Below are 26,331 nucleotides of genomic sequence, written 5' to 3' on the forward strand. Positions count from 1 at the left end.
GTATGACCACTTCGTTGCAACCTGCCTATGCCCTGGTTCCCGGCGCAAACCTGGAAGCCTATGTGCACACGGTCAACAGCATTCCATTGCTGACGCCGGAGCAGGAGCGTGAACTGGCCGAGAGTCTCTACTATGAGCAGAATCTTGAGGCGGCTCGGCAAATGGTGCTCGCCCACCTGCGGTTTGTCGTACATATCGCTCGCAGCTATTCCGGCTACGGGCTGGCCCAGGCTGACCTGATCCAGGAAGGCAATGTCGGGCTGATGAAAGCGGTCAAGCGTTTCAACCCTGAGATGGGTGTACGCCTGGTGTCCTTTGCGGTGCACTGGATCAAGGCCGAGATTCACGAGTTCATCCTGCGTAACTGGCGCATCGTCAAAGTGGCCACCACCAAGGCCCAGCGCAAGCTGTTCTTCAACCTGCGCAGCCAGAAAAAACGCCTGGCCTGGCTGAACAACGATGAAGTTCATCGTGTTGCCGAAAGCCTGGGTGTCGAGCCGCGTGAAGTGCGTGAGATGGAGAGCCGCCTGACCGGTCAGGACATGGCCTTCGACCCGGCCAGTGAAGCCGACGACGACAGTGCATTCCAGTCGCCGGCCAACTACCTGGAAGACCACCGTTACGACCCGGCGCGTCAACTGGAGGATGCCGACTGGAGTGACAACTCCACCAGCAACCTGCACGAAGCCCTGCAGGGCCTGGATGATCGCAGCCGTGACATCCTCTACCAGCGCTGGCTAGCCGAGGAAAAGGCCACCTTGCATGACCTGGCCGAGAAATACAGCGTGTCTGCCGAGCGGATTCGCCAGCTGGAAAAGAATGCGATGAACAAGGTCAAAGCCTTGATCGCAGTCTGATTCGCGATACGGCAATAACCAAAAAGCCCCGACGTGTCGGGGCTTTTTCATGATTCTCCGCCACCCCTGTCGAGACTGTTATGACCATTTCCTTGTACGCCGCTTCTGTTCCTGTTTTCAAGCAAATGCTCAACGCCTTGAGTGATGTTCTGAACAAGGCCGAAGCTCACGCCACGGCGAAAAACATTGATCCGAGCGTCTTCCTCCAGGCTCGCCTGTATCCGGATATGTTTCCACTGGTTCGCCAGGTGCAGATCGCTGTTGATTTCGCCAAGGGTGTATCGGCGCGCCTGGCTGAGGTCGAGTTGCCGAAATACGATGACAGCGAAACCACCTTTGCTGAACTGCAAGCGCTGATCAGTAAGGTTCTGGCTTTCCTGGATGGCGTTGCGCCGGCGCAGATCGACGGCAAGGAAGGCATCGAAATCGTGACCCGTCCGGGCACGCCGAAAGAGAAGCGCTTCAGTGGCCAGGCTTATTTGCTGACCTACGGCCTGCCACAGTTCTTCTTCCACGTCACCACCACTTACGCAATCCTGCGTCACAACGGTGTCGAAGTGGGCAAACGTGACTATATGGGCGCGTTCTAAGGCGGTTACCCAGTAATCAGCCAATAAAAAACCCGGCAAAGTGTGCGCTTTGCCGGGTTTTTTATTGGCTCCAGGGCGCCCGGCGCGGGCTGTCCAGTTGCGCCAGATAACCACTACCGCCCAGCTGGCGCATCTGCTGGCGAATCCAGCCGGCACGTCGCGCCACATAAGTGCTTGGCCGGCTGGCACTCCAGTTCAACGGGCTGGGCAGCACCGCAGCCAGCAGGCTGGCCTGTTGGCGCGATAGTTGACGGGCATCGACGCCAAAGTGGTGCCGCGCTGCGGCCTGCGCGCCAAACACGCCTTCACCCCATTCAGCGCTGTTGAGATAGACCTCAAGAATCCGCTCTTTCGACCACAGCAGCTCGATCAACGCGGTGAACCAGGCTTCCAGGCCCTTGCGCAGCCAGCTACGGCCAGCCCAGAGGAACTGGTTCTTGGCCACTTGCTGGCTCAGGGTGCTGGCGCCGCGGATACTGCCACCGCGTTCGTTATGGGCCAGCGCCGCCTGGATGGCATTGAAGTCAAAGCCCCAGTGGTAGGCGAACTTCTGGTCTTCGCCGGCGATCACCGCCAGCTTGAGCTCATCGGAGATGTTCTCCCACGGCTCCCAGTCCCGTTGCAGGTCGATCGGCTGGCCGTTGAACCAGGACTCGACCTTGCGTTCGACCATCAGCGCCGTGCCGGGTGGCGGGACCCAGCGAAATACCAGTACCAGCAGGACACTGCCAGCGGCAAACCAGAGCAGGGCGCGGGTAAGGCGACGGAAAAGGGAAGACAACATAGGTGATGGCTTGGCCGAACCGATGGAGCGGGCCATTATACAGACCCTGTGCTGACTAGGAGTCATCCCATGCTTCGTAGCTTTCTGCTGCTTGCGGCGTTTTTCGGATTCACCGGCGTGGCCCTGGGCGCCTTTGCTGCTCATGGCCTCAAGGGGCGCCTGAGCAGCGAATACCTGGCCATTTTTCACACCGGTGTGACCTATCAGCTGGTCCATGCCCTGGCCCTGCTCGGGGTTGCCGTCCTGGCTACCCAGTTGCCGGGACGCCTGGTGGGGTGGGCCGGTGGTCTGTTCGCCCTGGGGATCGTGCTGTTCTCCGGTAGCCTGTACTTGCTGACCCTGAGCGGCATCGGCAAGTTGGGTATCGTCACACCCATCGGCGGCCTGGCATTCCTCGGTGGCTGGCTGTGCCTGGGCCTGGCTGCCTGGCGCCTGGGTTGACCCAGCGGTCCAAATCGAGACGAATGGCGATGCTTGGCCTTGGTCGCAGCACCTGATCGGGGCTAGAATGCGGGCCCCTAAAAATAATGGTGGCCGTGCGCATGCGCATTCAATTGAACGGTGAACCCTTCGAGTTGCCCGATGGCGAAAGCGTCGAGGCCCTGCTGACCCGCCTGGACCTTGTCGGGCGCCGCGTCGCGGTAGAGCTCAACCTGGATATCGTGCCACGTAGCCAGCACGCCGCCACGGCGTTGCGTGATGGCGACCAGGTCGAAGTCGTGCATGCCATCGGCGGCGGCTAGGACCCCAGGATTACCTTGCAAGTCCCTCAACCTTTCAGAGGATTTCCGATGAGCAACCTCCGCAGCGACAAGCCCTTCACTCTGGCCGGCCGTACCTTCCAGTCGCGCCTGCTGGTCGGCACCGGCAAATACCGTGACCTTGAAGAAACCCGCCTGGCCATCGAGGCCTCGGGAGCCGAGATCGTCACCGTGGCCGTGCGTCGTACCAACATCGGCCAGAACCCGGGCGAGCCGAATCTGCTCGATGTGCTGCCGCCGGACCGCTACACCATCCTGCCGAACACCGCCGGTTGCTACGACGCGGTCGAAGCTGTACGCACCTGCCGCCTGGCCCGTGAGCTGCTCGACGGCCACAACCTGGTCAAGCTGGAAGTACTGGCCGACCAGAAAACCCTGTTCCCCAACGTGATCGAAACCCTCAAGGCCGCCGAAGTGCTGGTCAAGGACGGCTTCGACGTGATGGTCTACACCAGCGACGACCCGATCATTGCCCGTCAACTGGCCGAAGCCGGTTGTATCGCCGTGATGCCGCTGGCCGGCCTGATCGGTACTGGCCTGGGTATCTGCAACCCGTACAACTTGCAGATCATCCTCGAAGAATCGAAAGTGCCTGTGCTGGTCGACGCCGGTGTTGGCACTGCATCCGATGCCACCATCGCCATGGAAATGGGCTGCGAGGCGGTGCTGATGAACTCGGCAATCGCCAATGCCCAACAGCCGATCATGATGGCCGAAGCCATGAAACACGCCATCGTTGCCGGCCGTATGGCCTACCTCGCCGGGCGTATGCCGAAAAAACTCTATGCCAGCGCCTCGTCGCCGCTGGATGGTCTGATCAAGTAAGAGCCCCTGATGACTGAATCGCAAGAAACGCCGATCTCCCCTGAAGGCGAAGAGCGCCAACACCGCCGCATCAAGAGTTTCGTGATGCGCGCCGGGCGCATGACCGAAGGCCAGCAACGTGGCCTGGAGCAGGGTGGGCCGTTGTTCATCCTGCCGCTGGCCGAGAGCCCGGTGGACTACGACCAGGTATTTGGCCGTTCGGCGCCACGTACCCTGGAGATCGGTTTCGGCATGGGCCATTCCCTGCTGGAAATGGCTGCTGCCGCGCCTGAGCAAGACTTCATCGGTGTCGAAGTACACCGTCCGGGTGTGGGGGCGCTGCTCAACGGCGTACTGACCCAGGGCCTGAAGAACCTGCGGGTGTATGACTGCGATGCCATCGAAGTGCTGAACAAGTGCGTAGCCGACAACAGCCTTGATCGCCTGATGCTGTTCTTCCCCGACCCGTGGCACAAGAGCCGTCACCACAAGCGTCGTATCGTACAACCGGAGTTCGCTGAGCTGGTGCGCAGCAAGCTGAAGGTAGGCGGTGTATTCCATATGGCTACCGACTGGGAGCCCTATGCCGAATACATGCTGGAGGTGATGAATGTCGCCCCGGGTTATCGCAACCTGGCCGCCGACGGTAAGTGCGTCGAGCGCCCGGCCGAGCGCCCGATCACCAAGTTCGAGCGCCGTGGCGAGCGACTTGGGCATGGGGTGTGGGATTTGAAGTTCGAAAAACTGGCTTGAAGGATGTTGATCGCGGGGCAAATCGAGACGTCTCGACTTGCCCCGCGGTGCATTCAGCGCCGATCGGCTACAACGCCAATCAACACCAGCACAATCAGCAGCACCGGCGCCAACGCATAGTTGTTGAACTGCGCCAGGCCGCGCACCACCCAGGGCGTGGCATAGATCAACGCGGCGCCACTGCCGATCATCACCAGCACCGCCATGAACGGCACACGCAAGGCGCCTGCCAGGCCGCCCAGGCGCTGTTCTACCCAGCCTTTGATGTCGGTGCCAAACAGCACCAGCAGGCAGCCCACAAGGGCCAGCGAGATCTCCGACAAGTTGCTGCGACTCCAGCGGGAAACGGTCGAGAGCAGGTCGAGTACCAGGTCCATTCGCAATCCTTAGGTCAAGAAATACTGCAGCAGGTCGTTGAGGAACAACTGGCCTTGCGGGGTAGCGACCAGTCGCGTCGTTTCGACCTGCAATAAGCCTTTTTGTTCGGCCTCGCGCCGTGCGGCCGTCAGTTGCTCCAGCGCCAGGCCCGTGCGCTGGCTGAACAGCTCGGCGTCCACGCCCTGGGTCAGGCGCAGGGCATTCATCAGGAACTCGAACGGCAGTTCGTCCACCGGCAACAGCTTCTCGCCAGCCTTGAAGGCCTTGGCCGGGTTGAGATAGTCCTTGGGCAGGCGGGTTTTCCAGGTGCGCAGGATGCGCCCGTCGGGGTGGCTGAGCTTGCCGTGGGCGCCGGCACCGATGCCGATGAAATCACCGAAACTCCAGTAATTGAGGTTGTGCCGAGCCGCCCGGCCTGGCTGGGCGTAGGCCGACACTTCGTACTGGCTGTAGCCGTGGCTGGCCAGCAGGGCCTGGCCGGCTTCCTGGATGTCCCAGAGGATGTCGTCCTCGGGCAGCAATGGTGGTTGGTTCCAGAACACCGTGTTCGGTTCCAGGGTCAGCTGGTACCAGGACAGGTGCGTGGGGGCCAGGGCAATGGCCTGGCGCAGGTCGCCCAGGGCGTCGTCCAGGGTTTGATCGGGCAGGCCGTGCATCAGGTCCAGATTGAAGTTGTCGAACCCGGCGTTGCGCGCCATGTCGGCAGCACGAATGGCCTCGTCACCATTGTGGATGCGCCCCAGTGCTTCGAGCTTGGCCTGCTGGAAGCTCTGGATGCCGATCGACAACCTGTTGATGCCCAGCTGCCGGTAGGCCTTGAACTTCTCCTGCTCGAACGTCCCGGGGTTGGCCTCCAGGGTGATTTCGATATCGCTGGCGAAGGGAATGCGCTGTTCCACGCCTGCCAGCAGGCGGCCCAGGGCACGGGCGCTGAACAGGCTGGGTGTACCGCCACCGAAGAAGATCGAGCTGATCGGCCGGCCATACACTGCGCCCAATTCCTGGTCGAGGTCGGCCAGCAAGGCATCGACGTAGGCCTCTTCAGGTAGTTCGGGCGTCGCGGCGTGGGAGTTGAAGTCGCAGTACGGGCATTTGCGCACGCACCACGGGATATGGATATACAGCGCCAGGGGCGGCAGCTGCGGCAAGGCCGCCCGTGGTGCTTGAGAAGTGAAGCCAGCCTCGCCCAGGTGCAGTGGCTGTGCCGGCGAACGATCGGTCATGCCAGGCCCAGACGTTGACGCAGCAGGCTCATGGCGCGGGCACGGTGGCTGATCTGGTTCTTGTCGGCAGGGCTGAGTTCGGCGCTGGAGCAGTTGCGCTCCGGTACCCAGAACAAGGGATCGTAGCCGAAGCCGTGTTCGCCACTGGCCTGGGTCAGGATACGGCCATGCCACAGCCCTTCGCAGAGAATCGGCAGCGGGTCGTCGGCGTGGCGCACCAGGGCCAGGACGCAGACGAACTGGGCGCCTCGCTCGGACTCGGGCACCTCCTTGAGGGCTTCGAGCAGCTTGGCGTTGTTGGCTGCGTCGCCCTGGCCATCGGCGTAGCGCGCCGAGTAGATACCGGGTGCGCCGCCGAGGAAGTCCACCGCCAGGCCCGAATCGTCGGCCAGCGCCGGCAGGCCGGAGATGCGCGCAGCGTTGCGCGCCTTGAGGATGGCGTTCTCGACGAACGACAGGCCGGTTTCTTCCGGCTCTACGCTGCTGAACTCACCGATGGAGCGCAGTTGCACGGTGTCACCGAGCATGGCCTGCAGTTCCTTGAGTTTGCCAGCGTTGTGGCTGGCCAATACGAGTTGCTGGAAAGTCATCATTCGCCTGGGAAAAGCTCTTGGTTGAAACTGATGGTCTCGGTCTTGCCATCAATGCCAACGTTAATGGTGAAGGTACGGGTTTCCTGTTGTTCGACAGGGAACTGGGCGATGTAATAGATCGCACCTTGCTCGGTGATCTGCTTGAACTTCAGCGGGACCGAAGCGCTGGTCAGGTCCTTGACTGTGCCATTGACCTGGGTGACCACGGGTTTGCCGGCCTTGATCACCGAGACGTTGATCACGCCCTGGTTCTTGCTGCGGATCAGTTCGGCGGCCTTGGCGGTGTCCGGTTGCAGGAAGGTGGAGATGAAGGTGCTGTAGTGCACCGTCGTATCCCCGAAGACTTCCTTGCGTTCACCCTTGATGGCATCGGCAGCGACTGCCGACGCACTCAGGCAGGCAACCAGTAAAAAGCTCAACAAGCGGCGCATGTTCGTTCTCCTCAGCTGATGGTCAGACCGCGACCTTGTGTTCCAGAAGGCCGGGGCTGCTGACACGGTAAATGCCGATCTCCCCTAGAAGATTAGGCCATAGCCTGCTCGCCCACCCGTGGCGGTGCAAGTGGTCGACTGCCAGGCGGTCGAGGACCTGGGCGCGACGCTCGCTGCACAGTGCCTCGAAGTCTTCAAAGGTGCAGAAGTGGATGTTCGGCGTGTTGTACCAGGTATACGGCATGAAGTCGGAAACCGGCATGCGACCCTTGGTCGCCAGGTACCAGCGGCACCGCCAGTGGCCGAAGTTGGGGAAGGTAATGATGCACTGGCGGCCCACGCGCAGCATTTCGTCGAGGATCCGGTCAGGGTACTCCACGGCCTGCAGGGCCTGGGTCATGACCACTACGTCGAAGCTGTTGCTGGCGAAATTGCCCAGCCCCTTGTCCAGGTCCTGCTCGATGACGTTGACGCCCTTGGCCACGCACTGGGCGATATTGTCGGGGTCGATCTCCAGGCCATAGCCCGCGACTTGCTTGTTGTCGCGCAGCGATGCCAGCAGCTCGCCGGTACCGCAACCGAGGTCGAGTACCCGGCTACCGGCGGGGATCCAGTCTTGGATGATTTCCAGGTCGGCTCTCATAGGGTCCTCAGCAGACGATGCGGTTCATGTAGTTCGTGAAACCCGTGATGTAGCGCGGGGTCGGGATCAGGAAGGCATCGTGGCCATAGGGCGAGTCGATATCCAGGTAGCAGACGTTCTTGCGCGCGGCGATCAGGGCGTCGACGATCTCCCGCGAGCGTGCCGGCGAAAAACGCCAGTCGGTGGTGAACGACATCACGCAATAGTCCGCCGTGACGTTGGCCAGGGTTGCGGCCAGGTCGCCACCGTGGGCGGCGGCCGGGTCGAAGTAGTCCAGGGCCTTGGTCATCAGCAGGTAGGTGTTGGCGTCGAAACGCCCGGAGAACTCCTCGCCCTGGTAGCGCAGGTAGCTTTCGACCTGGAATTCGACGCTGTGGAAGTCGTAGTTGAGCTTGTCGCTCTTGAGCTCACGGCCGAATTTCTCGCCCATGGAGTCATCGGACAGATAGGTGATGTGCCCGACCATGCGCGCCAGCATCAGGCCGCGCTTGGGGATCACGCCGCGGTCCTGGAACGAGCCGCCATGAAATTCCGGGTCGGTGAGGATGGCTTGGCGGGCCACCTCGTTGAAGGCGATGTTCTGTGCCGAGAGCTTGGGTGCCGAGGCGATGTCCAGGCAGTGGCGCACGCGATCGGGGTAGGTGATGGTCCACTGCAGCGCCTGCATGCCACCCAGGCTGCCGCCGACCACGGCGGCCCACTGCTGGATCCCCAGGCGATCGGCCAGGCGGGCCTGGCTGTGTACCCAGTCTTCGACCGTCAGCACCGGGAAATCGGCGCCATAGGGCTTGCCGGTGACCGGGTTGACGCTGCTGGGGCCGGTGCTGCCATTGCAGCCGCCGAGATTGTTCAGGCTGACGACGAAGAAGCGATTGGTGTCGATCGGCTTGCCCGGGCCGATGCAGCTGTCCCACCAACCGGGCTTGCGGTCGTTGGGGCTGTGGTAGCCCGCCGCATGGTGGTGGCCCGATAGTGCATGGCAGATCAGCACGGCGTTGCTGGCCGAGCTGTTGAGCGTACCGTAGGTTTCGTAGATCAGTTCATAGGAGGCCAGCGAGCGGCCACAGGCCAGCGCCAGGGGCTCGTTGAACTGCGCCAGTTGCGGTGTTACCAGACCGACCGAATCTTCGGGAAAGACAGTGGACATCGACCCTGCTCACGCTTAAATGAGGCGTAAGTCTAAAGACCGCAGATGAGTGCGGCAAGGAAAGCATCGCGGGGCAAGCCCGCACCTACAAACCCTGTAGGAGCGGGCTTGCCCGCGAAGGATGAACATCAAACCAGTAGGCGCAGTACCTCCGGCATACCGGTCATGGCCGCCAGGTTGTTGATCACCAGCATGTCGATCAGCTTGAGCGCCATGAACGCCAGGATCGGCGAAATATCCAGGCCGCCCAGGTTCGGCAGAATGCGGCGGAACGGGGCCAGGAATGGATCGCAGATCTGGTTGATCAGCTCGGCGCCCGGGTTGTGGCTTCCTGGTGCGACCCAGGACAGGATCACGCTGATGATCAGGGCGAAGAAGAAAATCTTCAGGAACAGCGCGGTTACGCCGATGATCGACCAGATCAGCAACTGCAGCGGGTTGCCGGTGGTGCCGTAGGCCAGCAGCAGCGTCAGGCCCATGATCAGCATCTGCACGATGATCGCCAACAGCAGCGAGGACATGTCCAGGCCGAACAGGCTGGGGATGATCCGGCGCATGGGCTTGAGCAGTGGTTGGGTAGCGCGTACGGCGAACTGGCTGAGCGGGTTGTAGAAGTCGGCGCGTACCAGCTGCAGGATGAAGCGCAGCATGATGATCAGCAGGTAGAGGCTGCCCAGGGTTTGCAGGATATAGATGGCAGCGGTGTTCAATCCGATCATGTTCGGCTCCTTAGTTGCCCAGTTGTTCGGCCATCTCGGCCGAGCGGTGCGCCGCAGCGCCCAGCGCCTTCTCCACCAGCGCTTCGAATCCATCGGCCTGGAACGACCTGATCGCCGCTTCGGTGGTGCCGGCTGGCGAGGTCACGCGGCGACGCAGTTCGGCGGCGTCTACATCGCTGCTGACGGCCATGTGGGCGGCGCCCAGAGCGGTTTGCAGGGTCAGCTTGGCAGCGGTTTCACGTGGCAGGCCGAGTCTTTCACCCGCAGCGGTCATCGCTTCGATCAGCAGGAAGAAGTACGCAGGGCCGCTACCGGAGACGGCGGTGACGGCGTCCAGCTGTTGCTCGGTGTCCAGCCACAGGGCGATGCCCACAGCCGACAGCAATTGCTCTGCTTGCTGGCGCTGGGCGGCCGAGACCTGGGGCGTGGCGTACAGGCCGCTGACGCCCTGGCGCAGCAGTGCCGGGGTATTGGGCATGCAGCGCACGATGGGGTGGGCGCCGAGCCAGTTGTTCATGCTCGCGCAGGTGATGCCGGCAGCGATCGACACCACCAGTTGCTCAGGCTTGAGGCTTGGCTTGAGGGCCTCGCACACGGCTTTCATGGCCTGTGGCTTGACCGCCAGGACGATAACGTCGGCACCGTCGATGGCCTGGGCGTTGTCGGCGAACATTTCAATGCCGTGTTCGGCATGGATCTTGGCCCGTTGCTCGGCACCCGGGTCGCTGGCGCGAATCTGCGAAGCGTCCAGGCCCTGGGCGCGCAGGCCGCCGATCAGGCTGGCGGCCATGTTGCCGGCGCCGATAAAGGCAATACGAGTCTTGCTCATGTCAGGTCCTTGAAGGGAAAGGTTGAAAAAGGCATGGGTCAGGGCTGGCCGTAATCGCGGGCACCGAACAGCGCCGTGCCGATACGGACCCAGGTCGCGCCCTGGGCGATGGCCGCTTCCAGGTCGTGGCTCATGCCCATGGAAAGGGTGTCCAGGGCCAGGTCCAGCTCGGCCTGCAACTGACGAACCTGGGCGAAGGCGGCTTCTTGTGCCGTGCGATCGTCGGTGGGTTCGGGAATCGCCATCAGCCCGCGCAAATGCAGGCGCGGCAGCGCAACGATGGCGCGGGCCAGGGCTGGGAGTTCGTCCGGGGTGCAGCCGGATTTGCTGGACTCGCCACTGACATTTACCTGCAGGCAGATGTTCAGCGGCGCCAGGCCATCGGGGCGTTGCTCGGACAGGCGTTGGGCGATTTTCAGTCGGTCCACGGAATGTACCCAGTCAAAATGCTCGGCGATTGCACGCGTCTTGTTCGACTGAATGGGGCCGATGAAGTGCCAGGTCAAGGGCAGGTCGGTCAATTCGGCCTGTTTGTTCAAGGCTTCCTGCAGGTAGTTTTCACCCACGTCACGCACCCCGGCAGCATAGGCCTCACGCACGGCGGCGGCGGGTTTGGTCTTGCTCACTGCCAGCAGGCGAATGTCGGAAGGCTCGCGCCCGGCGGCCTGAGCGGCAGCACGGATGCGTGCGGCAAGCGTGGAAAGGTTGTCTGCTATGGTGGACATTGATCGATGCCAGCGGCTCTTTGGGTCTGCGGCATTCTACCTGCTTGGCAGCCTTTGGGGAGTCTCATGGATGCGACTGAACTGCTGGGCCTGGCCACCAAGGCCGGCGCCTCGGACCTGCACCTGGCCGCGGCCGAAGTGCCGGCGATCCGTCTGGACGGACGCATTCGTCGCCTTGAGCTGGCAGCGCTCAGTGCCGAACAGCTGCAGGCGTTGCTTGGGCAATTAATGTCCGAATCGCAGAAAAAGGACTTTGAAACACAACTGGATATCGATTTTGCGGTCGCGGTACCAGGGCTTGGACGTTTTCGGGTCAATGCGTTCAATCAGTTGCAAGGCCCGAGTGCAGTCGTGCGGGTGGTGGCAAGCAAGGTGAACAGCCTGGCTGAGTTGGGCCTGGGAGATGTGTTTCGCCAGATTGCCGAGTTGTCGTCGGGGCTGGTGCTGGTCAGTGGGCCAACGGGGTCAGGAAAGTCCACCACCCTGGCGGCCTTGATCGACCACCTGAATCGGGAGCGAGCGTTGCACATTCTGACCCTCGAAGACCCCATCGAATTTATCCACAGCCCGCAACGCAGCCTGATCAGTCAGCGTGAGGTCGGCAGGCATAGTCATGGATTCGCCGAGGCCTTGCGTGCCGCCCTGCGCCAGGATCCGGATGTCATCATGCTGGGCGAGTTGCGTGACCCGCCTACCATCCGCCTGGCCCTGACCGCCGCGGAGACCGGGCACCTGGTACTGGCGACGGTTCACACGGGGTCGGCTGCAAAGACCATCGATCGCCTGGTGGACGTGTTCGCCGCCGAAGAAAAGCAGTTGGTCCGCACCATGCTGGCCGAAGCGCTGCAGGCGGTGGTGTCACAGGTGCTGGTGGAACGGGTGGGGGGTGGCCGGGTGGCGGCCTATGAGGTACTGCTGGCTACACCGGCGGTGCGCAACCTGGTGCGCGAAGGCAAGGTCGCACAACTGTATTCGACGATTCAAACCGGGGGAGCATTGGGGATGCAGACCCTGGACAGTTGCCTGCAGGGCCTGCTCCAGCGTGGGCTGATCAGCCCGGACAGCGCCCGGGAGCGGGCGCATGGCAATTTTTAGTGGTTGGCGGCCAGGGCCAATTGCTGGCTCTTTGGCAGGACACGCTTGGCTACCACGTAGCGGCTGCGCCAGTAGGGTTTGCTCAAGGTGTCGATACTTACCCGCTTGCCCGTGCGAGGGGCATGGATAAAGCGGTCGTTACCCAGGTAGATGGCAACGTGATTCACCCGGCGGCTCTTGATATTGAAGAAGATCAGGTCGCCAGGCTTGAGGTCGTTGCGATCGACTTTGATACCGTGGCCCTGGGCCATGGCATTGGAGGTGCGTGGCAGGTCGACTTCCTCTACTTCGTGGAAGGCATACTTGACCAGGCCGCTGCAGTCGAAGCCCTTGCTCGGGCTGCTGCCGCCCCAGCGGTAGGGCGTACCCAGTACATTGACGGCGCGACTGAGCACATCGCTGCTCTGCTGGGGCGACATCGACGCCACCGGCAGGCTTGGCTTGCTTGCACGCGTGCGGTTCTGGACCTTGGGGCTGGCGTTCTTGGTGGAACGCACAGCCGACGAATTGGTGGTGTATCCGGAAAAGCCGTTGGGTAAACGTTGCTCACGGTTGGTGGCGTGGGCGGCCAGTGGCAATAATAGGCAAAGGGTCAGCCATGTCTTGAAAAAAGGACGCATAGGCAGGGCTCTTGTTGGTTAAGCGCGCAACTTTATAACAGCTTTTTGATCAATTTCTGATCCGTTGGTCGATTGCAACGGCCTTGAAAACCGGCCACATTGCAGCAAAAAAACGTTATCAAGCGGCGCAGCCCAGGCGGGACAAGCCTTTGCACGCAGCAAGCGGGCCAAATGCCATACGTCGGCTCGCCACAAAAAAGTCACATTTTTTCTTAGAAAATTTTCCGATAACCCTCAGAGGCTATGAATGAACAGTTATCAACAGGACGGACAGCTGCATGACACTCACAGCAAGGTGATTGGTTATCTGCTGTGGATTTTTGGCTTCACCGGCGCTCACCGCTTTTATTACGGCAAGCCGGTCACAGGCACGATCTGGTTCTTCACCTTGGGCCTGCTGGGTATCGGCTGGCTGATCGACCTGTTCCTGATCCCGGCGATGGATCGCGAGGCCGACCTGCGCTTTCACCCTGGCCCGCTGGACTACAGCCTGTCGTGGATCCTGCTGACTTTCCTGGGTGTATTTGGCGTGCACCGCATGTACCAGGGCAAATGGATCACCGGGATCCTCTACCTGTTCACGGGCGGGTTGTTCCTGGTGGGGGTCTTGTACGACTTCTGGACGTTGAACACCCAGGTGTCGCTGGCCAACGCTCAGCGGCGTTGAAAACCTGCGGCCTTGTCGATGTCGACAAGGCCGCCAGTTGTTCTACTGGCGAGTCTGGCGCTGCTGCAACAGCAGGTTGCTGAAGCCGCTGCCGGCCAGTTGCTTCTGGGCGACGGTCAACTGTTCACGGTTGCTGAACGGGCCGACCAATACCCGGTACCAGGTTTCATCCTTCACCGTACCGGACTCCACCTTCACCGCCTGGCCCAGCAGAATAATCTGCGCGCGTACCTTGTCGGCATCGGCCTGCTTGCGGAACGAGCCCGCCTGCAGGAAGAACTGGGTGGTCGCCGCCGGTTTGATCACTGGCGGTGCAGGCGGTGGTGTCTGCCCCATCAGCGCGGCCTGGGCGCGGGCGGTGTCGATCTTCGCGGCCTCGGCCGGGGTGACCGGAGGCTGCGCTGGCACCGGCGGAGTTTTCTCCGGCACGGCTTCAGGCGGCACGATCACTTCAGACTCGGGCAGCAAGGTATAGAAGTCGTACTTGGGCTTGACCGGCTGTTGCGGGCTGGGTGCGGTCTTGTTGGCTTCAGCGACCTTCTCGGCTTTGTGCTGCTCGGGCTTGGTACGTTTGACCTCCTCGTTGCCAGGCTCAAGCTTCATCAGGAAAACCACGAAGGCACCGACCGAAAGGCCGATCGCCAGCCACAGCCAGCCCGGGATGGGTTGCTTGGCAGGTGGCTGGTAGCGACTGGCGCCGCGCTTGGGTGCGGGTTTTTTCTTGGCAGCCAACTTACATGCGCTCCAGGGTTTCCAGGCCAAGCAGTTCCAGACCTTGCTTGAGAGTACGACCGGTCAGGGCAGCCAGGCGCAGGCGACTCTGCATTTGTTCCGGGGTTTCGGCGGCCAGGATCGGGCAGTTCTCGTAGAAGCTGGAGAACAGGCCGGCCACGTCGTAGAGGTAGGCGCACAGTACGTGCGGGGTGCCTTTTTCAGCGACGTTGTTCAGGATTTCACCGAACTGGGCCAGGCGTGCGGCCAGGTCCTGCTCTTGCGCTGCTTGCAGAACGATCTGCCCGTCGACTTCGTCGAAGCGCTTGCCCAATTTGCGGAATACGCCGGCAACCCGGGTGTAGGCGTACAGCAGGTACGGGGCAGTGTTGCCCTCGAAGTTGAGCATCAGTTCGAAGTTGAAGCTGTAGTCGCTGGTACGGTGCTTGGACAGGTCGGCGTACTTGACCGCGCCAATGCCCACTACCTCGGCGATGGCACGCAGTTCGTCTTCGGCGAGCTCGGGGTTCTTCTCCTTGACCAGGGCATAGGCACGCTCCTTGGCTTCGGTGAGCAGGTCGATCAGCTTGACGGTGCCGCCGTCACGGGTCTTGAACGGACGGCCATCGGCACCGTTCATGGTGCCGAAGCCCATGTGCTCCATCTGCATCGGGTGGCCGACGAAGCCTGCCAGGCGAGCCACTTCGAACACCTGGTTGAAGTGCAGGGCCTGACGCTGGTCGACGAAATACAGGGCGCGGTCAGCCTTGAGCACGTTGCTGCGGTAGCGCACGGCCGCGAGGTCAGTGGTGGCGTACAGGTAGCCACCGTCGGCCTTCTGCACGATCACAGGCAGGGGTTCGCCCTCGGCGGTCTTGAAGTCGTCGAGGAATACGCACTGGGCGCCCTTGCTTTCGACCAGCATGCCTTTGGCCTTAAGGTCGGCAACCACGTTGGCCAGGTCGTCGTTATAGGCACTCTCGCCCATGACGTCGGCCATGGTCAGCTTGACGTTGAGCAGCTCGTAGGTCTTCTGGCAGTGGGACAGGGAGATGTCCTTGAAGCGGGTCCACAGCTTCAGGCATTCCTCGTCACCGGCTTGCAGCTTGACCACCAGGCCACGGGCGCGGTCGGCGAATTCTTCGGACTCGTCGAAGCGTTTCTTCGCGGCGCGGTAGAAGTTTTCAAGGTCCGACAGCTCGTCGCTGGTGATCGGGTTTTCCTGAAGGTAGGCCATCAGCATGCCGAACTGGGTACCCCAGTCGCCCACGTGGTTCTGGCGGATCACGGTGTCGCCGAGAAACTCCAGTACGCGCGAGACGGCATCACCGATGATGGTCGAGCGCAGGTGGCCGACGTGCATCTCTTTGGCCAGGTTCGGCGCCGAGAGATCGACCACGACCTTCTGCTGCGGGCCGGCCTTGTGTACACCCAGCTTGGCATCGGCCAGGGCGGCGTCGAGGCGGGCAGCCAGGGCCTGGGTGTTCTGGAAGAAGTTCAAGAAACCTGGGCCGGCGATCTCGACCTTGCTGACCTGCGGGTCGGCAGGCAGGGCGTTGATGATTTTTTCGGCCAGGTCACGAGGTTTCATGCCTGCAGGCTTGGCCAGCATCATCGCGACGTTGCTGGCGAAATCGCCGTGGGTCTTGTCCCGGGCGTTTTCTACCTGGATCGCCGGCGTCAGCCCTTCAGGCAGCACACCGTCGGTGACGAGTTGGGTGAGGGCTTGCTGGATCAGCTGGCGAATGGTGTCTTTCATGGGCTTCTCTTTCGACCGCAAGCGCGGCGGCGCTTCGATGCGCAGGTGGAAAAACTGAACATTATCCGTTGCCGGGGCGGGGTTGCCAACCTTTGGGGGATTTGCGGTGTCGGGACCGCGGGCCGAGCCCGCTCCCGCAGATCAATAGAGGTCTACAGGGTCCACATCCAACGACCAGCGCACCTGTCGCCCGGACGGCATCTGTTCCAACAGTAGCAACCAGGCACTGATCAGTCGATGCAAAGGCGCCCGGGCATTGGCCTGGAGCAATAGTTGTGCACGAAAACGTCCTGCGCGTCGTTCCATCGGCGCTGGCACCGGCCCGAGCAGCTCGATGCCATGCAGGTTGTGCTCGGCCAGCAACTGTTCGGCAGCGCTGCAGGCTTCGTCGAGAAAACCTTCGGCCTGCCCGGGCTTGTGCGCTTCGGCGCGCAGCAGGGCCAGGTGGGCAAAGGGCGGCAGGCCGGCGGCACGGCGCTCGCTCAGGGCCTGTTCGGCGAAGGCGAAATAACCCTGTTCGGTCAGTTGCACCAGCAGTGGATGGTCGGCCAGGTGGGTCTGGATGATCACCTTGCCCGGCTCTTCGGCGCGTCCGGCGCGGCCGGCCACCTGGACGATCATCTGGGCCATGCGCTCACTGGCGCGGAAATCGCCAGAGAACAGGCCGCCGTCCGCATCCAGGATCGACACCAGGGTCACCCGCGGGAAGTGGTGCCCTTTGGCGAGCATCTGAGTGCCGACCAGGATGCACGGCTGGCCGCGCTGGATGGTGGCGAACAGCTGGTTCATGGCGTCCTTGCGCGAGGTGCTGTCGCGATCCACGCGTAATACGGGGTAGTCCGGAAACAGAATGCTCAGGCGCTCTTCGGCGCGCTCGGTGCCCGCACCCACCGGCCGCAGGTCGACCTTGTTGCACTGCGGGCACTGGCGCGGCACGCGCTCGTCGTAACCGCAATGGTGGCAGCGCAGCTCGTTGGAGCGCTGATGGACGGTCATGCGTGCATCGCAGCGTGGGCATTCGGACATCCAGCCGCAGTCGTGGCACAGCAAGGTCGGGGCGAAACCGCGTCGGTTGAGGAACACCAGCACTTGCTGGCCTGCGGTGAGGGTCTGGCCGATGGCCTGTTGCATGGGCCCGCTGATGCCGCTGTCCAGGGGCCTGCTCTTGACGTCCAGGCGCAGGAAGCGCGGCTGCTTGGCACCACCGGCGCGGTGGTTGAGGCGCAGCAGGCCATAGCGGCCGGTATAGGCGTTGTGCAGGCTTTCCAGTGAAGGCGTCGCCGACCCGAGCAGGATCGGAATGTTTTCCTGGCGGGCGCGCACCAGGGCCAGGTCGCGGGCGTGGTAGCGCAGGCCTTCCTGCTGTTTGTAGGAGCCGTCGTGCTCCTCGTCGATGATGATCAGCCCCGGGTGCTTCATTGGCGTGAACAGTGCCGAGCGGGTGCCGATGATGATATCGGCTTCGCCGTCGCGGGCTGCAAGCCAGGCGTCCAGGCGTTCGCGATCGTTGACAGCCGAATGCAGCAGGGCGATGCGTGCATTGAAACGCTGTTCAAAGCGCGCCAGGGTCTGGGGGCCGAGGTTGATCTCCGGGATCAGGATCAGCGCCTGCTTGCCGGCCTCCAGGGTCTCACGGATCAGTTGCAGGTAGACCTCGGTCTTGCCGCTGCCGGTGACCCCGGCCAGCAGGAACGCATGGAAGCTGTCAAAGCCCGAGCGCACGGCATTGAAAGCGGCGCGCTGCTCCTCGTTCAGAGGCAATTCCGGTTGGGCCAGCCAATGTTCGTGACGTTCCTGGGGCAGGTGCCGGCGTACGTCGACCTGAACCAGTTCCTTGGCCAGCAGCAGGTCGAGGCTGTCCTTGCTCAACATCAGTTTGCTCAGCAAGGTATGGGCGACGCCGTGGGGGTGTTGTGCCAGGGTCGCCAATGCCTCGCGCTGGCGTGGCGCGCGGGCGATGCGCGGGTCGTCGAGGCGCGCTCCGGGGGCAGTCTGCCAGAAGCGCTCCTGGCGCGCCTCGGCCGGCTCGCCCTGGCGCAGCAGCACCGGCAGGGCCCAGCTCAAGGTGTCACCGAGGCTGTGTTGGTAGTACTGGGCCGTCCACAGGCAGAGTTTGAACAGGGAGGCAGGTAGCGGCGAAACCGGGTCGAGCAGGGCGATCGCCGGTTTGAGTTTGTCGGCCGGGACCTCGCTCTTGTCGGCAACCTCGATCAGGATGCCGATCATTTCCCGGCGCCCGAACGGCACGCGTATGCGCATGCCCGGGGTCAGTGCCTGGCGTGCCATGCTCGTCGGGGCCCTGTAGTCGAACAGTCGCCGCAAGGGCGAGGGCAGGGCGAGGCGCAGAATGACGTCGGACACGCGAAGAGTTCTCTGAAGGGGTTTTCCAAGGTCCGGCGAGCCTAGCAGACGACAGCCGGTGCAAGCGACAACTTGCGTTGAGAGCATGCTCTGGTATTATTCGCCGCCTAATTACGTGCGGTATTCAACAATGGTGTTGGGTGGCGGCACGCAGTCGAGGAAGTGACCATGAAGCCAGAAATTCACCCGAATTATGAAGTAGTCGCAGTCACCTGCAGCTGCGGTAACAAGTTTGAAACTCGTTCGACCCTGTGCGCCCCGCTGGGTACCGACGTATGCAACGAGTGCCACCCGTTCTACACCGGTAAGCAGAAGACTCTGGACACCGGCGGCCGCGTCAAGCGCTTCGAAGACCGCTTCGCGGCGTTCGGCAGCAAGAAGTAAGATTGCGCGTCGCGGGCCCCATGGGCTTTGCAATGCTGCTGAAAAAGGCGTCCCTTGTGGGCGCCTTTTTTATGGGCGTCATTTGGCAGTTGCCGGCGCAAGCCTTCTGCCCGACCCCGGTCGATCCCCAGCGCGTGAGCGTGCGCCAGGTGGTCGATGGCGACACCGTGCGTCTGGTAGATGGGCGCAGTGTGCGCCTGATTGGTATCAATGCACCGGAAATCGGCCGCAAGGGTCGAGCCAGTGAGCCCTTCGCCGAAGCCGCCCGTCAGCGCTTGCAGGCCCTGGTCAAGGCCAGCGGGGGTGAAGTCGGGCTGGTGCCTGGGGTCGAGTCCAGAGACAAGTACGGCCGCACCCTGGCCCATATCTATGGGCGCTCTGGCGACAATTTCGAAGCACAACTGCTCAGTGAAGGGCTTGGTTACCACGTGGCGGTGGCGCCGAACGTCAGCCTCACGGGCTGTCAGCAGCAGGCCGAACGCGCCGCTCGTCAGCTGAAGGTCGGGCTGTGGCGACAAACCCCGGTGATACCGGCAGTACAGCTGCAAAACTCAGGTTTTGCGCTGATCGGCGGCGAAGTCAAAGATATCGAGCGCAATCGTGGCGGCATCTGGGTTGAAATCGACAGTGCGCTGGTGGTGCAGGTGCCTGCCCGGCTGCAGCGTAATTTTCCGCCTTCCTTCTTCGATGGCTTGAAAGGCAGCAGCGTCGAAGTACGTGGTTGGGTGCTGGATCGTTCCCGCAAAGGTGGCCTGAAAGCCGGGCAAAAGCGCTGGTTGCTGCCACTGACCGATCCAGCGATGCTGGAACGGGTCGAAAGATAAAAAATTGTGGACATTTTTTTGTACGATTGTACACATTGAAACCCTTGCGGGCTGCGGGTCTTGGCGGAAAGTCGTAGGTTAAAGGCCTTGACACAAGTGACCGGGCAGTCTTGTCGGCCCATTGCTCTTTGCGTATCCTCGGCGGTCCGTCAGAACAGTAAATAGCGGAATGCCCACCATGTCAGATTTGAAAACTGCCGCTCTCGAATATCATGCTCAGCCTCGTCCGGGGAAACTGAGCGTCGAGCTCACCAAACCTACCGCGACTGCTCGCGACCTGGCGCTGGCCTACAGCCCAGGCGTGGCCGAGCCGGTACGTGAAATTGGTCGCGATCCGGAGCTGGCCTACAAGTACACCGGCAAGGGCAATCTGGTAGCAGTCATTTCCGACGGCACCGCCATTCTCGGCCTGGGTAACCTCGGCCCACTGGCCTCCAAGCCAGTAATGGAAGGCAAGGGTGTTCTGTTCAAGCGTTTCGCCGGTATTGACGTGTTCGACATCGAAGTCGACTCCGAGAGCCCGCAAGCCTTCATCGACACCGTCAAGCGTATCTCCATCACTTTCGGTGGCATCAACCTGGAAGATATCAAGGCACCTGAGTGCTTCGAGATCGAGCGCGCCCTGATCGAACAGTGCGACATCCCGGTATTCCACGATGACCAGCATGGCACCGCGATCGTGACCGCTGCCGGCATGATCAACGCCCTGGAAATCGCGGGCAAGACCTTGGCCGACGCCAAGATCGTCTGCCTGGGCGCCGGCGCTGCCGCCATCTCCTGCATGAAGCTGCTAGTAAGCATGGGTGCGCAGATCGAGAACATCTTCATGGTTGACCGTACTGGCGTGATCCACGCTGGCCGTGACGACCTGAACCAGTACAAGGCGGTCTTCGCCCACGCTACCGACAAGCGCACCCTGGCTGATGCCCTGGAAGGCGCTGACGTGTTCGTCGGCCTGTCCGGTCCGAACCTGCTGAGCCCGGAAGGCCTGAAGTCGATGGCGCCGAACCCTATCGTCTTCGCCTGCTCCAACCCGGATCCGGAGATCTCCCCGGAACTGGCTCACGCTACCCGTAGCGACGTGATCATGGCCACCGGTCGTTCCGACTACCCGAACCAGGTCAACAACGTATTGGGCTTCCCATTCATCTTCCGTGGTGCCCTGGACGTTCGCGCCAAGCGCATCAACGAAGAGATGAAGATTGCTGCAGCCAACGCCCTGAAAGACCTGGCCAAGCTGCCAGTGCCGAAGGAAGTCTGTGCAGCCTACGGCGTGGACGCGCTGGAATTCGGTCGTGAGTACATCATTCCGAAGCCAATGGATGCCCGCCTGATCACCGTCGTCTCCGACGCCGTGGCCAAGGCTGCGATCGAGACTGGCGTTGCAACCCTGCCGTATCCGAAGAACTACCCGCTCAAGAGCGTGGATGACGTGTTCAACGGCTGAGTCGTTGTAGCGTTGTAATAAAAAGCCCCGGCTCGCGAGAGTCGGGGCTTTTTTATTGGTCGCTGGTTGTCTTGTACGGTGCCAGGAGCGCTAGGCCTTGTAGCCGCTGGCGGCAGCCTGCGATCGGCCGCCCAGCGGCCGTATTCCAGGCGATAACTGACTCGCTGTGTGCCGGCCTCTTCGCGGGGCTGGTTCTGTCAGAACAGGTCGATCGGCGCTGCTTCATCCGCTGGCAATGGGCTGCCCGGCACCGCACCGTTACCCAGCTCGTTCACCGACGGTGGCGTGTCTTCGGCCTTGAACAGTTCGAAGTAGGCGTTGGGCGTACCCGGCGAGGCGGCGCGGCCACTGACCGGGTCGACTCGCAGGCTGAGAATGCCTTCCGGCTCGGCCGGAGCATGGTTGGGCTTGTCTTTGAGTGCCGCGCCCATGAAGTTCATCCAGATCGGCAGCGCCACGGTGCCGCCGTATTCGCGGCGCCCCAGGGTTTCCGGCTGGTCGAAGCCGCTCCACACGGTGGTCACCAGGTCGGCGTTGTAGCCGGAGAACCAGGCGTCCTTGGACTCGTTGGTGGTGCCTGTCTTGCCCGCCAGGTCGGTGCGGCCAAGGGCCAGGGCACGGCGCCCTGTACCGCGCTTGATAACGTCCTGGAGCATGCTGGTCAGGATGTAGCTGGTGCGGCCGTCGATGATGCGCTCGGCCACCGCCGGAGGTTGTGCGATGACGGGGTCGCTGCCGGTGGTTGCCGCAGGTTCGCCCGGGAACTGAACGTTGATCGGCGCTTCCGGTGCGGCCAGGCCTGCCTCGACCGGCTCCGATTGCGGCACCCGTGGCGGATTGGCAGTAAACAGCGTTTCGCCGTTGCGGCTCTCGATGCGTTCGATCAGGTATGGGGTGATTTTGTAGCCGCCGTTGGCAAAGGTGCTCCAGCCGGTGGCGATTTCCATTGGCGTCAGCGTGGCGGTGCCCAGCGCAAGGGACAGGTTCGGCGGCAGGTCCTGCTTGTTGAAGCCGAACTTGCTGATGTAGTCGATGGTCGAGCCTACGCCCATGGCCTGCAGCAGGCGGATCGACACCAGGTTGCGCGACTTGTACAGCGCTTCACGCATGCGAATCGGGCCCAGGAAGGTGTTGGTGTCGTTCTTGGGGCGCCAGACCTTGTCGAGGTACTCGTCGACGAACACGATCGGGGCGTCGTTGACCAGGCTGGCAGCGGTGTAGCCGTTGTCCAGCGCTGCGGCATAGACGAACGGCTTGAAGCTCGAACCTGGCTGGCGCTTGGCCTGCATGGCACGGTTGTAGTTGCTCTGCTCGAAGGAGAAACCGCCGACCAGGGCACGGATGGCGCCGGTATTCGGGTCCAGCGAGACCAGGGCGCTTTGGGCGCCTGGCACCTGGCTGAACTTGAGGGTGCCGTCATCCAGGCGCTGGACGCGGATCAGGTCGCCGACCTGGGCGACATCCGAAGGCTGTTGTGGGGCGCGGCCCTGGCTGTTGGTGTTGAGGAACGGACGGGCCCATTTCATGGTTTCCCAGGCCACGCTCTCCTGCTGGCCGGCACGGGTCAGCACCTGCAGGCCGGTCTTGTCGACGTGGGTAACGATGACGGGCTCCAGGCCGCCCAGTGGACGCTGTTTGCTCAGCTCCTGCAGCCAGGCGGCTTGGGTCTTGCCTGGGAATCGCGCTTCCGGGCCACGGTAGCCGTGACGTTCGTCATAAGCGCTCAAGCCGTCGAGCACAGCCTTGTTGGCGATTTCCTGCAGGTCGCTCGGCACCGTGGTGGTGACGCGGAAGCCTTCGGTATAGGCGTCGCTGCCGTAGCGGCCGACCATCTCGGCACGGGCCATTTCGGCAATGTACGGCGCGCTGACTTCAGGTGTCGGTACGTGGTAGCTGGCGTTGATCGGCTCGGCCAGGGCGGCCTGGTAGCTGGCTTCGTCGATCTTGCCCAGCTTGTACATGCGTCCCAGGATCCAGTCGCGGCGTTCCTTGGCGCGTACCGGGTTGGCCAGCGGGTTGAAGCGCGATGGTGCCTTGGGCAGGCCGGCGATCATGGCCATCTGCGCCAGGCTGATGTCGCGGATCGACTTGCCGTAGTAGACCTGCGCCGCTGCCTCGATGCCGTAGGCGCGGTTACCCAGGTAGATCTTGTTGACGTACAGCTCGAGGATTTCGTCCTTGGTCAGTTCGCGTTCGATCTGCAGGGCCAGGAGAATTTCGTTGGTTTTGCGCGAGAAGCTGCGTTCGCTGCTCAGAAAGAAGTTCTTCGCCACCTGCATGGTGATGGTGCTGCCGCCGGTCTGGATGTGCCCGGACTTCAGCAATTGTGTTGCAGCACGCATCAGGCTGCTGGGGTCGACCCCATAGTGATTGGCGAAATTGTCGTCTTCGGCCGAGAGCAAAGCCTGGATGAAATGGGGGGGAATGTCGGCGAAACGGATGGGAGAGCGGCGCATTTCGCCGAACTCTGCAATCAGCTTTCCGTCGCTGCTGTAGACCCGCAAAGGGATCTGCAACTGGATACTTCTGAGGGCCTCTACCGAGGGCAAGCTGGGGCTAAGATACAGAAACGCGCCGCTCAGGCCGAGCACGAGAGCGCAAATGACTGCGACGAAAGACCACCAGAAAAACTTCAGCAGGCGTATCAAGGCTTTTGGGCGTCCAGTTAAAAGAATGGGTTGCGCGCGGGGCCAGCGGACAAGGAAAAACGCTGGGCATTATAAGCATTTTTCGCACGGCCGCGTTATCGGCGCGGGTGCCATGGAATCTGTCAGGTCTCATCGGGAAAACCCCATTGACCTGCCTTCATCAAGGAAAAACCGATGCTTGGACGCTTTGGCAGGGATGCCGGTTCACTGCTGGGGGTGGAAATTACCCCTCCATTCATCAGGCTGGTGCATGCACACCGTCGTCAGGGGCGCTGCCAGGTCGGCGCCTGGGCCATCGAACCATTGCCGGCGGCGGCCCTGCACAACGGCTGGATCGTTGACCCCGAGCTTGTGGGGACGGCCCTGCTCAGGGCGGTTAGCCGCAGTGCCATGCCGGGACGGCGTGTAGCCGTCGCGCTGCCGGGTGCCCTGGTGGTGGAGAAGCAGCTCGCAATGCCCATCGGGTTGGACGACGACGCCCTGGTCGAGCAACTGCCTGAGGAGGCCAGTGCATTCATTCCCTTCGCCCTGGAAGATGCGGCGCTCGACTTCCAGCAGATGGGCCCTGATCCCGACAACCCCCAGTGCCAGCGGGTTGTGGTTGCCGCCTGTCATCTGGCGTTGCTGGAGGTGCTGCATGCCAGCCTGGAGTGCGCCGGGCTGCGCGCTTGCGTCGTGGAGGCCGATCATCATGCCTTGCGCCGTGCCTTGCCGGTATCTTCGGTGCGCGAGGCGTTATGGCTTCAGGTCGAGGATCAGTCTGTGGTTTTCCATGAAGTGGGGGGCGAGGCAGCAGGGCTACGCCGCCAGATTCCTCTTGGCAGCCAACCTGTCGATGCGCAAGCGCTGGCCGCCGCAGTGGATACCTACCTGTTGTCCAGCCCGGGGAGGGCACTGCCTGATCAATTGCAGCTTCTGGGTGGCGGGGTGCTGGCGGCCAATTTGCCAGGGCAGTTGCAGCAACGTCTAGGTATCGAGGTGCTGCATGCCGACCCCTTTGGCGCGACAGTGTTGGCGCCGGGCCTGAAGTCGGACGCGCTGGCCGCGCAGGCACCCTGCCTTGCGGTTGCCTGTGGCCTGGCAATGCGAGTGGCTGACCCATGCCTGGATTGAATCTTCTGCCGTGGCGGGTGCGCCGACATCAAGCGGCCGTTCGGCGACTACAGGGCATGTTGGTCGCTGTCGGGTTGCTGGCCGTCGTGGTTGTGTGGCTGCTGGACACTCAGGGGCGGCAGGCGCTGCAGCGTCAGTTGCTTGGCAGTGTCGTCGCGCACCAGGCCATCGAGCAGGAGGATGCCCGGTTGGCAACGTTTGCGCAGTATCAGGTCGAGCATGAACAGATCCGGCAGCAGCACCTGGCACTCGAGGCGCTACACGCCCGACGGTTTGCGCTTGTCGACCTTCTCGAGCAGATCGAACGTGCGGTGCCTGAGGGGGTTCACCTCGCTACAGTGACCCGGCAAGGGCAGCGCCTGAACATCAGTGGGGTGGCGCACTCAGGGGGGCTGGTGGCGCAATTGCTTCGCACCCTGGCCGACGCTTTTGGCGAGGTGGACAGGCAGCAGATGAAAGCCGTGGCTGAGGGCGAGGCATTCGAATTGGGCGTAGCCCTGCGGGGGATGCCTTGAGCGCGGTGTGGTGGCATGCCGTGCAGCGCTGGGCAAGTGGCTCGCGCATCAGGACGGTGCTGCTGCTGGCGGGCTGGTTGTCACTGTTGTTGGGGGTGGCCTACGTCGTTCATCTTCAGGCACTGTTCGTGGAAGTCGACAGAGTGGCCGGGCATGCGCAGCAATTGCGCGCAGAGCAGACCGCAAAGGTCGAGCGTGCCGAGGCGCTGTCAGTCAGCGATGCACAGCGTGCTGCGGCCTCCCGGGCACTTGAGGCGTCGCGTTGGCGATTGGCGGCCGGGGGTGACTCCGCCAGCCTGCTGGAGGGCATCGCCTATCAGGGCCAGCAGCACGGGGTGTTCATCGAGCATCTGGAACTGTTGCCGCAGATCCTTCAGGGCGAATATGTGGAGCTGCCGATGCAGCTGCAGGTAGAAGGCAGCTACCCGGCCTTGGCGGCTTTTGCCCAAGGCCTGGCCCAGTTGCCTCGCCTGATTGCGCTGCAGGACTTCTCCCTTGCGCCGGTCCAGGCGCAACACCCGGCGCAGTTGCGCATGCAATTGCGCGCCAGTGCCTACCGAGGCGAGCGGCCAGGCATCGAGCCCTTGGCCCTGAGCGCCGAGCCGGTTGCCGAGCGCCCCTTTCTGGAATTTACGCGCAATCCCTTCGAGCGGCCGCCGTTGCAACAATACCGGCAACACCTGGAAGCCCTGCCTATAGAGCAATTCGAGCTGGTGGGCAGTCTTGCGCGTCAGCACACGCGCTTTGCCCTGCTGCGTGCTGCCGGTGCGGTGCATCGTCTGCAGCTGGGCGACCGGCTGGGCCGGGACAGGGGACGGATCGTCGCTATCGAAGAGCACCAGGTGGAGATCATCGAAGAGGTATTCGTGGTGGGCAAGGGGTGGCTGGAGCGGCGGCGCACGCTGACCCTCAAGGCCACAACCGGTACGGGGTAGCATCGCAGGCCAGGG

General features: G+C 62.5%; 30 protein-coding genes. 14 read left to right on the forward strand and 16 right to left on the reverse strand.

Going from position 1 to position 26,331, the window contains the following annotated elements; translation table 11 throughout:
- Positions 1 to 2: 2 nt before the first annotated feature.
- Together rpoH and H621_RS0113450 are read left to right on the forward strand one after the other, a co-directional pair.
- Positions 3 to 857, forward strand: a complete 855-nt coding sequence (gene rpoH / locus H621_RS0113445) for an RNA polymerase sigma factor RpoH (protein ID WP_028943900.1) — start codon at positions 3 to 5, stop codon at positions 855 to 857.
- Positions 858 to 937: 80 nt separating this feature from the next.
- The gene (locus tag H621_RS0113450) at positions 938 to 1,447 is read left to right on the forward strand and encodes a DUF1993 domain-containing protein (RefSeq protein WP_028943901.1); all 510 of its coding nucleotides are present in this window, start codon (positions 938 to 940) and stop codon (positions 1,445 to 1,447) included.
- A gap of 61 nt (positions 1,448 to 1,508) precedes the next feature.
- Here H621_RS0113450 and mtgA read toward each other — a convergent pair whose 3' ends face one another.
- Positions 1,509 to 2,267, reverse strand: a complete 759-nt coding sequence (gene mtgA / locus H621_RS0113455) for a monofunctional biosynthetic peptidoglycan transglycosylase (protein ID WP_167332114.1) — start codon at positions 2,265 to 2,267, stop codon at positions 1,509 to 1,511.
- Positions 2,268 to 2,300: 33 nt separating this feature from the next.
- On the opposite strand from mtgA, the gene H621_RS0113460 reads away from it, so the two are divergent.
- From H621_RS0113460 to trmB, 4 genes are all read left to right on the forward strand, one after another.
- Entirely contained in the window at positions 2,301 to 2,672 is a 372-nt protein-coding gene (locus tag H621_RS0113460) for a DUF423 domain-containing protein (RefSeq protein ID WP_028943903.1), read from the forward strand.
- A 101-nt stretch (positions 2,673 to 2,773) separates the two neighbouring features.
- Entirely contained in the window at positions 2,774 to 2,974 is a 201-nt protein-coding gene (gene thiS, locus H621_RS0113465; RefSeq protein WP_028943904.1) for a sulfur carrier protein ThiS, read from the forward strand.
- Positions 2,975 to 3,022: 48 nt separating this feature from the next.
- Positions 3,023 to 3,817 carry a thiazole synthase gene (locus tag H621_RS0113470; protein ID WP_028943905.1) on the forward strand — a complete coding sequence of 265 codons (795 nt, stop codon included), beginning with the start codon at positions 3,023 to 3,025 and terminating at the stop codon, positions 3,815 to 3,817.
- A 9-nt stretch (positions 3,818 to 3,826) separates the two neighbouring features.
- Entirely contained in the window at positions 3,827 to 4,549 is a 723-nt protein-coding gene (gene trmB, locus H621_RS0113475; RefSeq protein ID WP_028943906.1) for a tRNA (guanosine(46)-N7)-methyltransferase TrmB, read from the forward strand.
- Between the two features lie 53 nt (positions 4,550 to 4,602).
- Here the strand turns inward: trmB and H621_RS0113480 are convergent, their stop codons facing one another.
- From H621_RS0113480 to H621_RS0113520, 9 genes are all read right to left on the reverse strand, one after another.
- Complete coding sequence (locus H621_RS0113480) at positions 4,603 to 4,926, reverse strand: DUF3392 domain-containing protein (RefSeq protein WP_028943907.1); 324 nt, start codon at positions 4,924 to 4,926, stop codon at positions 4,603 to 4,605.
- 9 nt (positions 4,927 to 4,935) lie between these two features.
- On the reverse strand, positions 4,936 to 6,150 hold the full coding sequence (hemW, locus tag H621_RS0113485) for a radical SAM family heme chaperone HemW (protein ID WP_028943908.1): 1,215 nt from the start codon (positions 6,148 to 6,150) through the stop codon (positions 4,936 to 4,938).
- Positions 6,147 to 6,743 (reverse strand): RdgB/HAM1 family non-canonical purine NTP pyrophosphatase, encoded by a 597-nt coding sequence (gene rdgB / locus H621_RS0113490; protein WP_028943909.1) that lies wholly within the window; start codon positions 6,741 to 6,743, stop codon positions 6,147 to 6,149. The genes hemW and rdgB overlap by 4 nt, the downstream gene beginning before the upstream one ends.
- Positions 6,740 to 7,174 (reverse strand): DUF4426 domain-containing protein, encoded by a 435-nt coding sequence (locus H621_RS0113495; RefSeq protein ID WP_028943910.1) that lies wholly within the window; start codon positions 7,172 to 7,174, stop codon positions 6,740 to 6,742. The genes rdgB and H621_RS0113495 overlap by 4 nt, the downstream gene beginning before the upstream one ends.
- 22 nt (positions 7,175 to 7,196) lie before the next feature.
- Positions 7,197 to 7,817: a methionine biosynthesis protein MetW gene (gene metW / locus H621_RS0113500; RefSeq protein ID WP_028943911.1), complete on the reverse strand. Its 621-nt coding sequence runs from the start codon at positions 7,815 to 7,817 to the stop codon at positions 7,197 to 7,199.
- Positions 7,818 to 7,824: 7 nt separating this feature from the next.
- The gene (metX, locus tag H621_RS0113505) at positions 7,825 to 8,964 is read right to left on the reverse strand and encodes a homoserine O-succinyltransferase MetX (RefSeq protein WP_028943912.1); all 1,140 of its coding nucleotides are present in this window, start codon (positions 8,962 to 8,964) and stop codon (positions 7,825 to 7,827) included.
- A 128-nt stretch (positions 8,965 to 9,092) separates the two neighbouring features.
- Positions 9,093 to 9,683 carry a YggT family protein gene (locus H621_RS0113510; RefSeq protein ID WP_028943913.1) on the reverse strand — a complete coding sequence of 197 codons (591 nt, stop codon included), beginning with the start codon at positions 9,681 to 9,683 and terminating at the stop codon, positions 9,093 to 9,095.
- Between the two features lie 10 nt (positions 9,684 to 9,693).
- Entirely contained in the window at positions 9,694 to 10,512 is an 819-nt protein-coding gene (gene proC / locus H621_RS0113515; RefSeq protein ID WP_028943914.1) for a pyrroline-5-carboxylate reductase, read from the reverse strand.
- A 38-nt stretch (positions 10,513 to 10,550) separates the two neighbouring features.
- Positions 10,551 to 11,237 carry a YggS family pyridoxal phosphate-dependent enzyme gene (locus tag H621_RS0113520; RefSeq protein WP_028943915.1) on the reverse strand — a complete coding sequence of 229 codons (687 nt, stop codon included), beginning with the start codon at positions 11,235 to 11,237 and terminating at the stop codon, positions 10,551 to 10,553.
- 66 nt (positions 11,238 to 11,303) lie between these two features.
- Here H621_RS0113520 and H621_RS0113525 point away from each other — a divergent pair, with 66 nt between their 5' ends.
- The gene (locus tag H621_RS0113525) at positions 11,304 to 12,332 is read left to right on the forward strand and encodes a type IV pilus twitching motility protein PilT (protein WP_028943916.1); all 1,029 of its coding nucleotides are present in this window, start codon (positions 11,304 to 11,306) and stop codon (positions 12,330 to 12,332) included.
- Here H621_RS0113525 and H621_RS0113530 read toward each other — a convergent pair.
- Positions 12,329 to 12,952, reverse strand: coding sequence for a C40 family peptidase (locus H621_RS0113530; protein ID WP_028943917.1), 624 nt, complete (start codon positions 12,950 to 12,952; stop codon positions 12,329 to 12,331). The genes H621_RS0113525 and H621_RS0113530 overlap by 4 nt on opposite strands.
- 247 nt (positions 12,953 to 13,199) lie before the next feature.
- Between H621_RS0113530 and H621_RS0113535 the strand changes: the two genes are divergently transcribed.
- Positions 13,200 to 13,619, forward strand: a complete 420-nt coding sequence (locus H621_RS0113535) for a TM2 domain-containing protein (protein WP_028943918.1) — start codon at positions 13,200 to 13,202, stop codon at positions 13,617 to 13,619.
- 42 nt (positions 13,620 to 13,661) lie between these two features.
- Here the strand turns inward: H621_RS0113535 and H621_RS0113540 are convergent, their stop codons facing one another.
- The 3 genes from H621_RS0113540 to H621_RS0113550 all read right to left on the reverse strand — a co-directional run bounded on the left by H621_RS0113540 (position 13,662) and on the right by H621_RS0113550 (position 18,450).
- Complete coding sequence (locus H621_RS0113540; protein WP_028943919.1) at positions 13,662 to 14,351, reverse strand: SPOR domain-containing protein; 690 nt, start codon at positions 14,349 to 14,351, stop codon at positions 13,662 to 13,664.
- A gap of 1 nt (position 14,352) precedes the next feature.
- Positions 14,353 to 16,089: an arginine--tRNA ligase gene (argS, locus tag H621_RS0113545; protein ID WP_028943920.1), complete on the reverse strand. Its 1,737-nt coding sequence runs from the start codon at positions 16,087 to 16,089 to the stop codon at positions 14,353 to 14,355.
- Between the two features lie 141 nt (positions 16,090 to 16,230).
- Positions 16,231 to 18,450 (reverse strand): primosomal protein N', encoded by a 2,220-nt coding sequence (locus H621_RS0113550; protein ID WP_028943921.1) that lies wholly within the window; start codon positions 18,448 to 18,450, stop codon positions 16,231 to 16,233.
- 168 nt (positions 18,451 to 18,618) lie between these two features.
- On the opposite strand from H621_RS0113550, the gene rpmE reads away from it, so the two are divergent.
- The 3 genes from rpmE to H621_RS0113565 all read left to right on the forward strand — a co-directional run bounded on the left by rpmE (position 18,619) and on the right by H621_RS0113565 (position 21,105).
- A complete protein-coding gene (gene rpmE, locus H621_RS0113555) occupies positions 18,619 to 18,834 on the forward strand; it encodes a 50S ribosomal protein L31 (protein WP_028943922.1) in 216 nt (71 codons plus the stop codon).
- A gap of 2 nt (positions 18,835 to 18,836) precedes the next feature.
- Entirely contained in the window at positions 18,837 to 19,658 is an 822-nt protein-coding gene (locus H621_RS0113560; RefSeq protein WP_028943923.1) for a thermonuclease family protein, read from the forward strand.
- Positions 19,659 to 19,836: 178 nt separating this feature from the next.
- Positions 19,837 to 21,105 (forward strand): malic enzyme-like NAD(P)-binding protein, encoded by a 1,269-nt coding sequence (locus H621_RS0113565; RefSeq protein ID WP_028943924.1) that lies wholly within the window; start codon positions 19,837 to 19,839, stop codon positions 21,103 to 21,105.
- Between the two features lie 197 nt (positions 21,106 to 21,302).
- Here the strand turns inward: H621_RS0113565 and H621_RS0113570 are convergent, their stop codons facing one another.
- The gene (locus H621_RS0113570; protein ID WP_425337420.1) at positions 21,303 to 23,750 is read right to left on the reverse strand and encodes a penicillin-binding protein 1A; all 2,448 of its coding nucleotides are present in this window, start codon (positions 23,748 to 23,750) and stop codon (positions 21,303 to 21,305) included.
- A 177-nt stretch (positions 23,751 to 23,927) separates the two neighbouring features.
- On the opposite strand from H621_RS0113570, the gene pilM reads away from it, so the two are divergent.
- Entirely contained in the window at positions 23,928 to 24,866 is a 939-nt protein-coding gene (gene pilM / locus H621_RS27095) for a type IV pilus biogenesis protein PilM (RefSeq protein ID WP_051270531.1), read from the forward strand.
- A 47-nt stretch (positions 24,867 to 24,913) separates the two neighbouring features.
- Here the strand turns inward: pilM and H621_RS28735 are convergent, their stop codons facing one another.
- Complete coding sequence (locus H621_RS28735) at positions 24,914 to 25,087, reverse strand: hypothetical protein (RefSeq protein WP_167332115.1); 174 nt, start codon at positions 25,085 to 25,087, stop codon at positions 24,914 to 24,916.
- Here H621_RS28735 and H621_RS28740 point away from each other — a divergent pair.
- Together H621_RS28740 and H621_RS0113585 are read left to right on the forward strand one after the other, a co-directional pair.
- The gene (locus tag H621_RS28740; protein WP_167332116.1) at positions 25,055 to 25,381 is read left to right on the forward strand and encodes a PilN domain-containing protein; all 327 of its coding nucleotides are present in this window, start codon (positions 25,055 to 25,057) and stop codon (positions 25,379 to 25,381) included. The genes H621_RS28735 and H621_RS28740 overlap by 33 nt on opposite strands.
- Positions 25,382 to 25,386: 5 nt before the next feature.
- Positions 25,387 to 26,316 (forward strand): pilus assembly protein PilP, encoded by a 930-nt coding sequence (locus H621_RS0113585; RefSeq protein ID WP_028943927.1) that lies wholly within the window; start codon positions 25,387 to 25,389, stop codon positions 26,314 to 26,316.
- The last annotated feature ends 15 nt before the right edge of the window (positions 26,317 to 26,331 follow it).

Origin of the sequence: Pseudomonas vranovensis DSM 16006 (assembly GCF_000425805.1) — a bacterium.
Lineage (GTDB): Bacteria > Pseudomonadota > Gammaproteobacteria > Pseudomonadales > Pseudomonadaceae > Aquipseudomonas > Aquipseudomonas vranovensis.

What these genes read in the sequence shown, in the direction of transcription:
- rpoH (WP_028943900.1), top strand. Translation starts at nt 3, where the DNA reads ATGACCACTTCGTTGCAACCTGCCTATGCCCTGGTTCCCGGCGCAAAC.
- H621_RS0113450 (WP_028943901.1), top strand. Translation starts at nt 938, where the DNA reads ATGACCATTTCCTTGTACGCCGCTTCTGTTCCTGTTTTCAAGCAAATG.
- mtgA (WP_167332114.1), bottom strand. Translation starts at nt 2,267, where the DNA reads ATGGCCCGCTCCATCGGTTCGGCCAAGCCATCACCTATGTTGTCTTCC.
- H621_RS0113460 (WP_028943903.1), top strand. Translation starts at nt 2,301, where the DNA reads ATGCTTCGTAGCTTTCTGCTGCTTGCGGCGTTTTTCGGATTCACCGGC.
- thiS (WP_028943904.1), top strand. Translation starts at nt 2,774, where the DNA reads ATGCGCATTCAATTGAACGGTGAACCCTTCGAGTTGCCCGATGGCGAA.
- H621_RS0113470 (WP_028943905.1), top strand. Translation starts at nt 3,023, where the DNA reads ATGAGCAACCTCCGCAGCGACAAGCCCTTCACTCTGGCCGGCCGTACC.
- trmB (WP_028943906.1), top strand. Translation starts at nt 3,827, where the DNA reads ATGACTGAATCGCAAGAAACGCCGATCTCCCCTGAAGGCGAAGAGCGC.
- H621_RS0113480 (WP_028943907.1), bottom strand. Translation starts at nt 4,926, where the DNA reads ATGGACCTGGTACTCGACCTGCTCTCGACCGTTTCCCGCTGGAGTCGC.
- hemW (WP_028943908.1), bottom strand. Translation starts at nt 6,150, where the DNA reads ATGACCGATCGTTCGCCGGCACAGCCACTGCACCTGGGCGAGGCTGGC.
- rdgB (WP_028943909.1), bottom strand. Translation starts at nt 6,743, where the DNA reads ATGATGACTTTCCAGCAACTCGTATTGGCCAGCCACAACGCTGGCAAA.
- H621_RS0113495 (WP_028943910.1), bottom strand. Translation starts at nt 7,174, where the DNA reads ATGCGCCGCTTGTTGAGCTTTTTACTGGTTGCCTGCCTGAGTGCGTCG.
- metW (WP_028943911.1), bottom strand. Translation starts at nt 7,817, where the DNA reads ATGAGAGCCGACCTGGAAATCATCCAAGACTGGATCCCCGCCGGTAGC.
- metX (WP_028943912.1), bottom strand. Translation starts at nt 8,964, where the DNA reads ATGTCCACTGTCTTTCCCGAAGATTCGGTCGGTCTGGTAACACCGCAA.
- H621_RS0113510 (WP_028943913.1), bottom strand. Translation starts at nt 9,683, where the DNA reads ATGATCGGATTGAACACCGCTGCCATCTATATCCTGCAAACCCTGGGC.
- proC (WP_028943914.1), bottom strand. Translation starts at nt 10,512, where the DNA reads ATGAGCAAGACTCGTATTGCCTTTATCGGCGCCGGCAACATGGCCGCC.
- H621_RS0113520 (WP_028943915.1), bottom strand. Translation starts at nt 11,237, where the DNA reads ATGTCCACCATAGCAGACAACCTTTCCACGCTTGCCGCACGCATCCGT.
- H621_RS0113525 (WP_028943916.1), top strand. Translation starts at nt 11,304, where the DNA reads ATGGATGCGACTGAACTGCTGGGCCTGGCCACCAAGGCCGGCGCCTCG.
- H621_RS0113530 (WP_028943917.1), bottom strand. Translation starts at nt 12,952, where the DNA reads ATGCGTCCTTTTTTCAAGACATGGCTGACCCTTTGCCTATTATTGCCA.
- H621_RS0113535 (WP_028943918.1), top strand. Translation starts at nt 13,200, where the DNA reads ATGAACAGTTATCAACAGGACGGACAGCTGCATGACACTCACAGCAAG.
- argS (WP_028943920.1), bottom strand. Translation starts at nt 16,089, where the DNA reads ATGAAAGACACCATTCGCCAGCTGATCCAGCAAGCCCTCACCCAACTC.
- rpmE (WP_028943922.1), top strand. Translation starts at nt 18,619, where the DNA reads ATGAAGCCAGAAATTCACCCGAATTATGAAGTAGTCGCAGTCACCTGC.
- H621_RS0113565 (WP_028943924.1), top strand. Translation starts at nt 19,837, where the DNA reads ATGTCAGATTTGAAAACTGCCGCTCTCGAATATCATGCTCAGCCTCGT.
- pilM (WP_051270531.1), top strand. Translation starts at nt 23,928, where the DNA reads ATGCTTGGACGCTTTGGCAGGGATGCCGGTTCACTGCTGGGGGTGGAA.
- H621_RS28735 (WP_167332115.1), bottom strand. Translation starts at nt 25,087, where the DNA reads ATGCTCGACCTGATACTGCGCAAACGTTGCCAACCGGGCATCCTCCTG.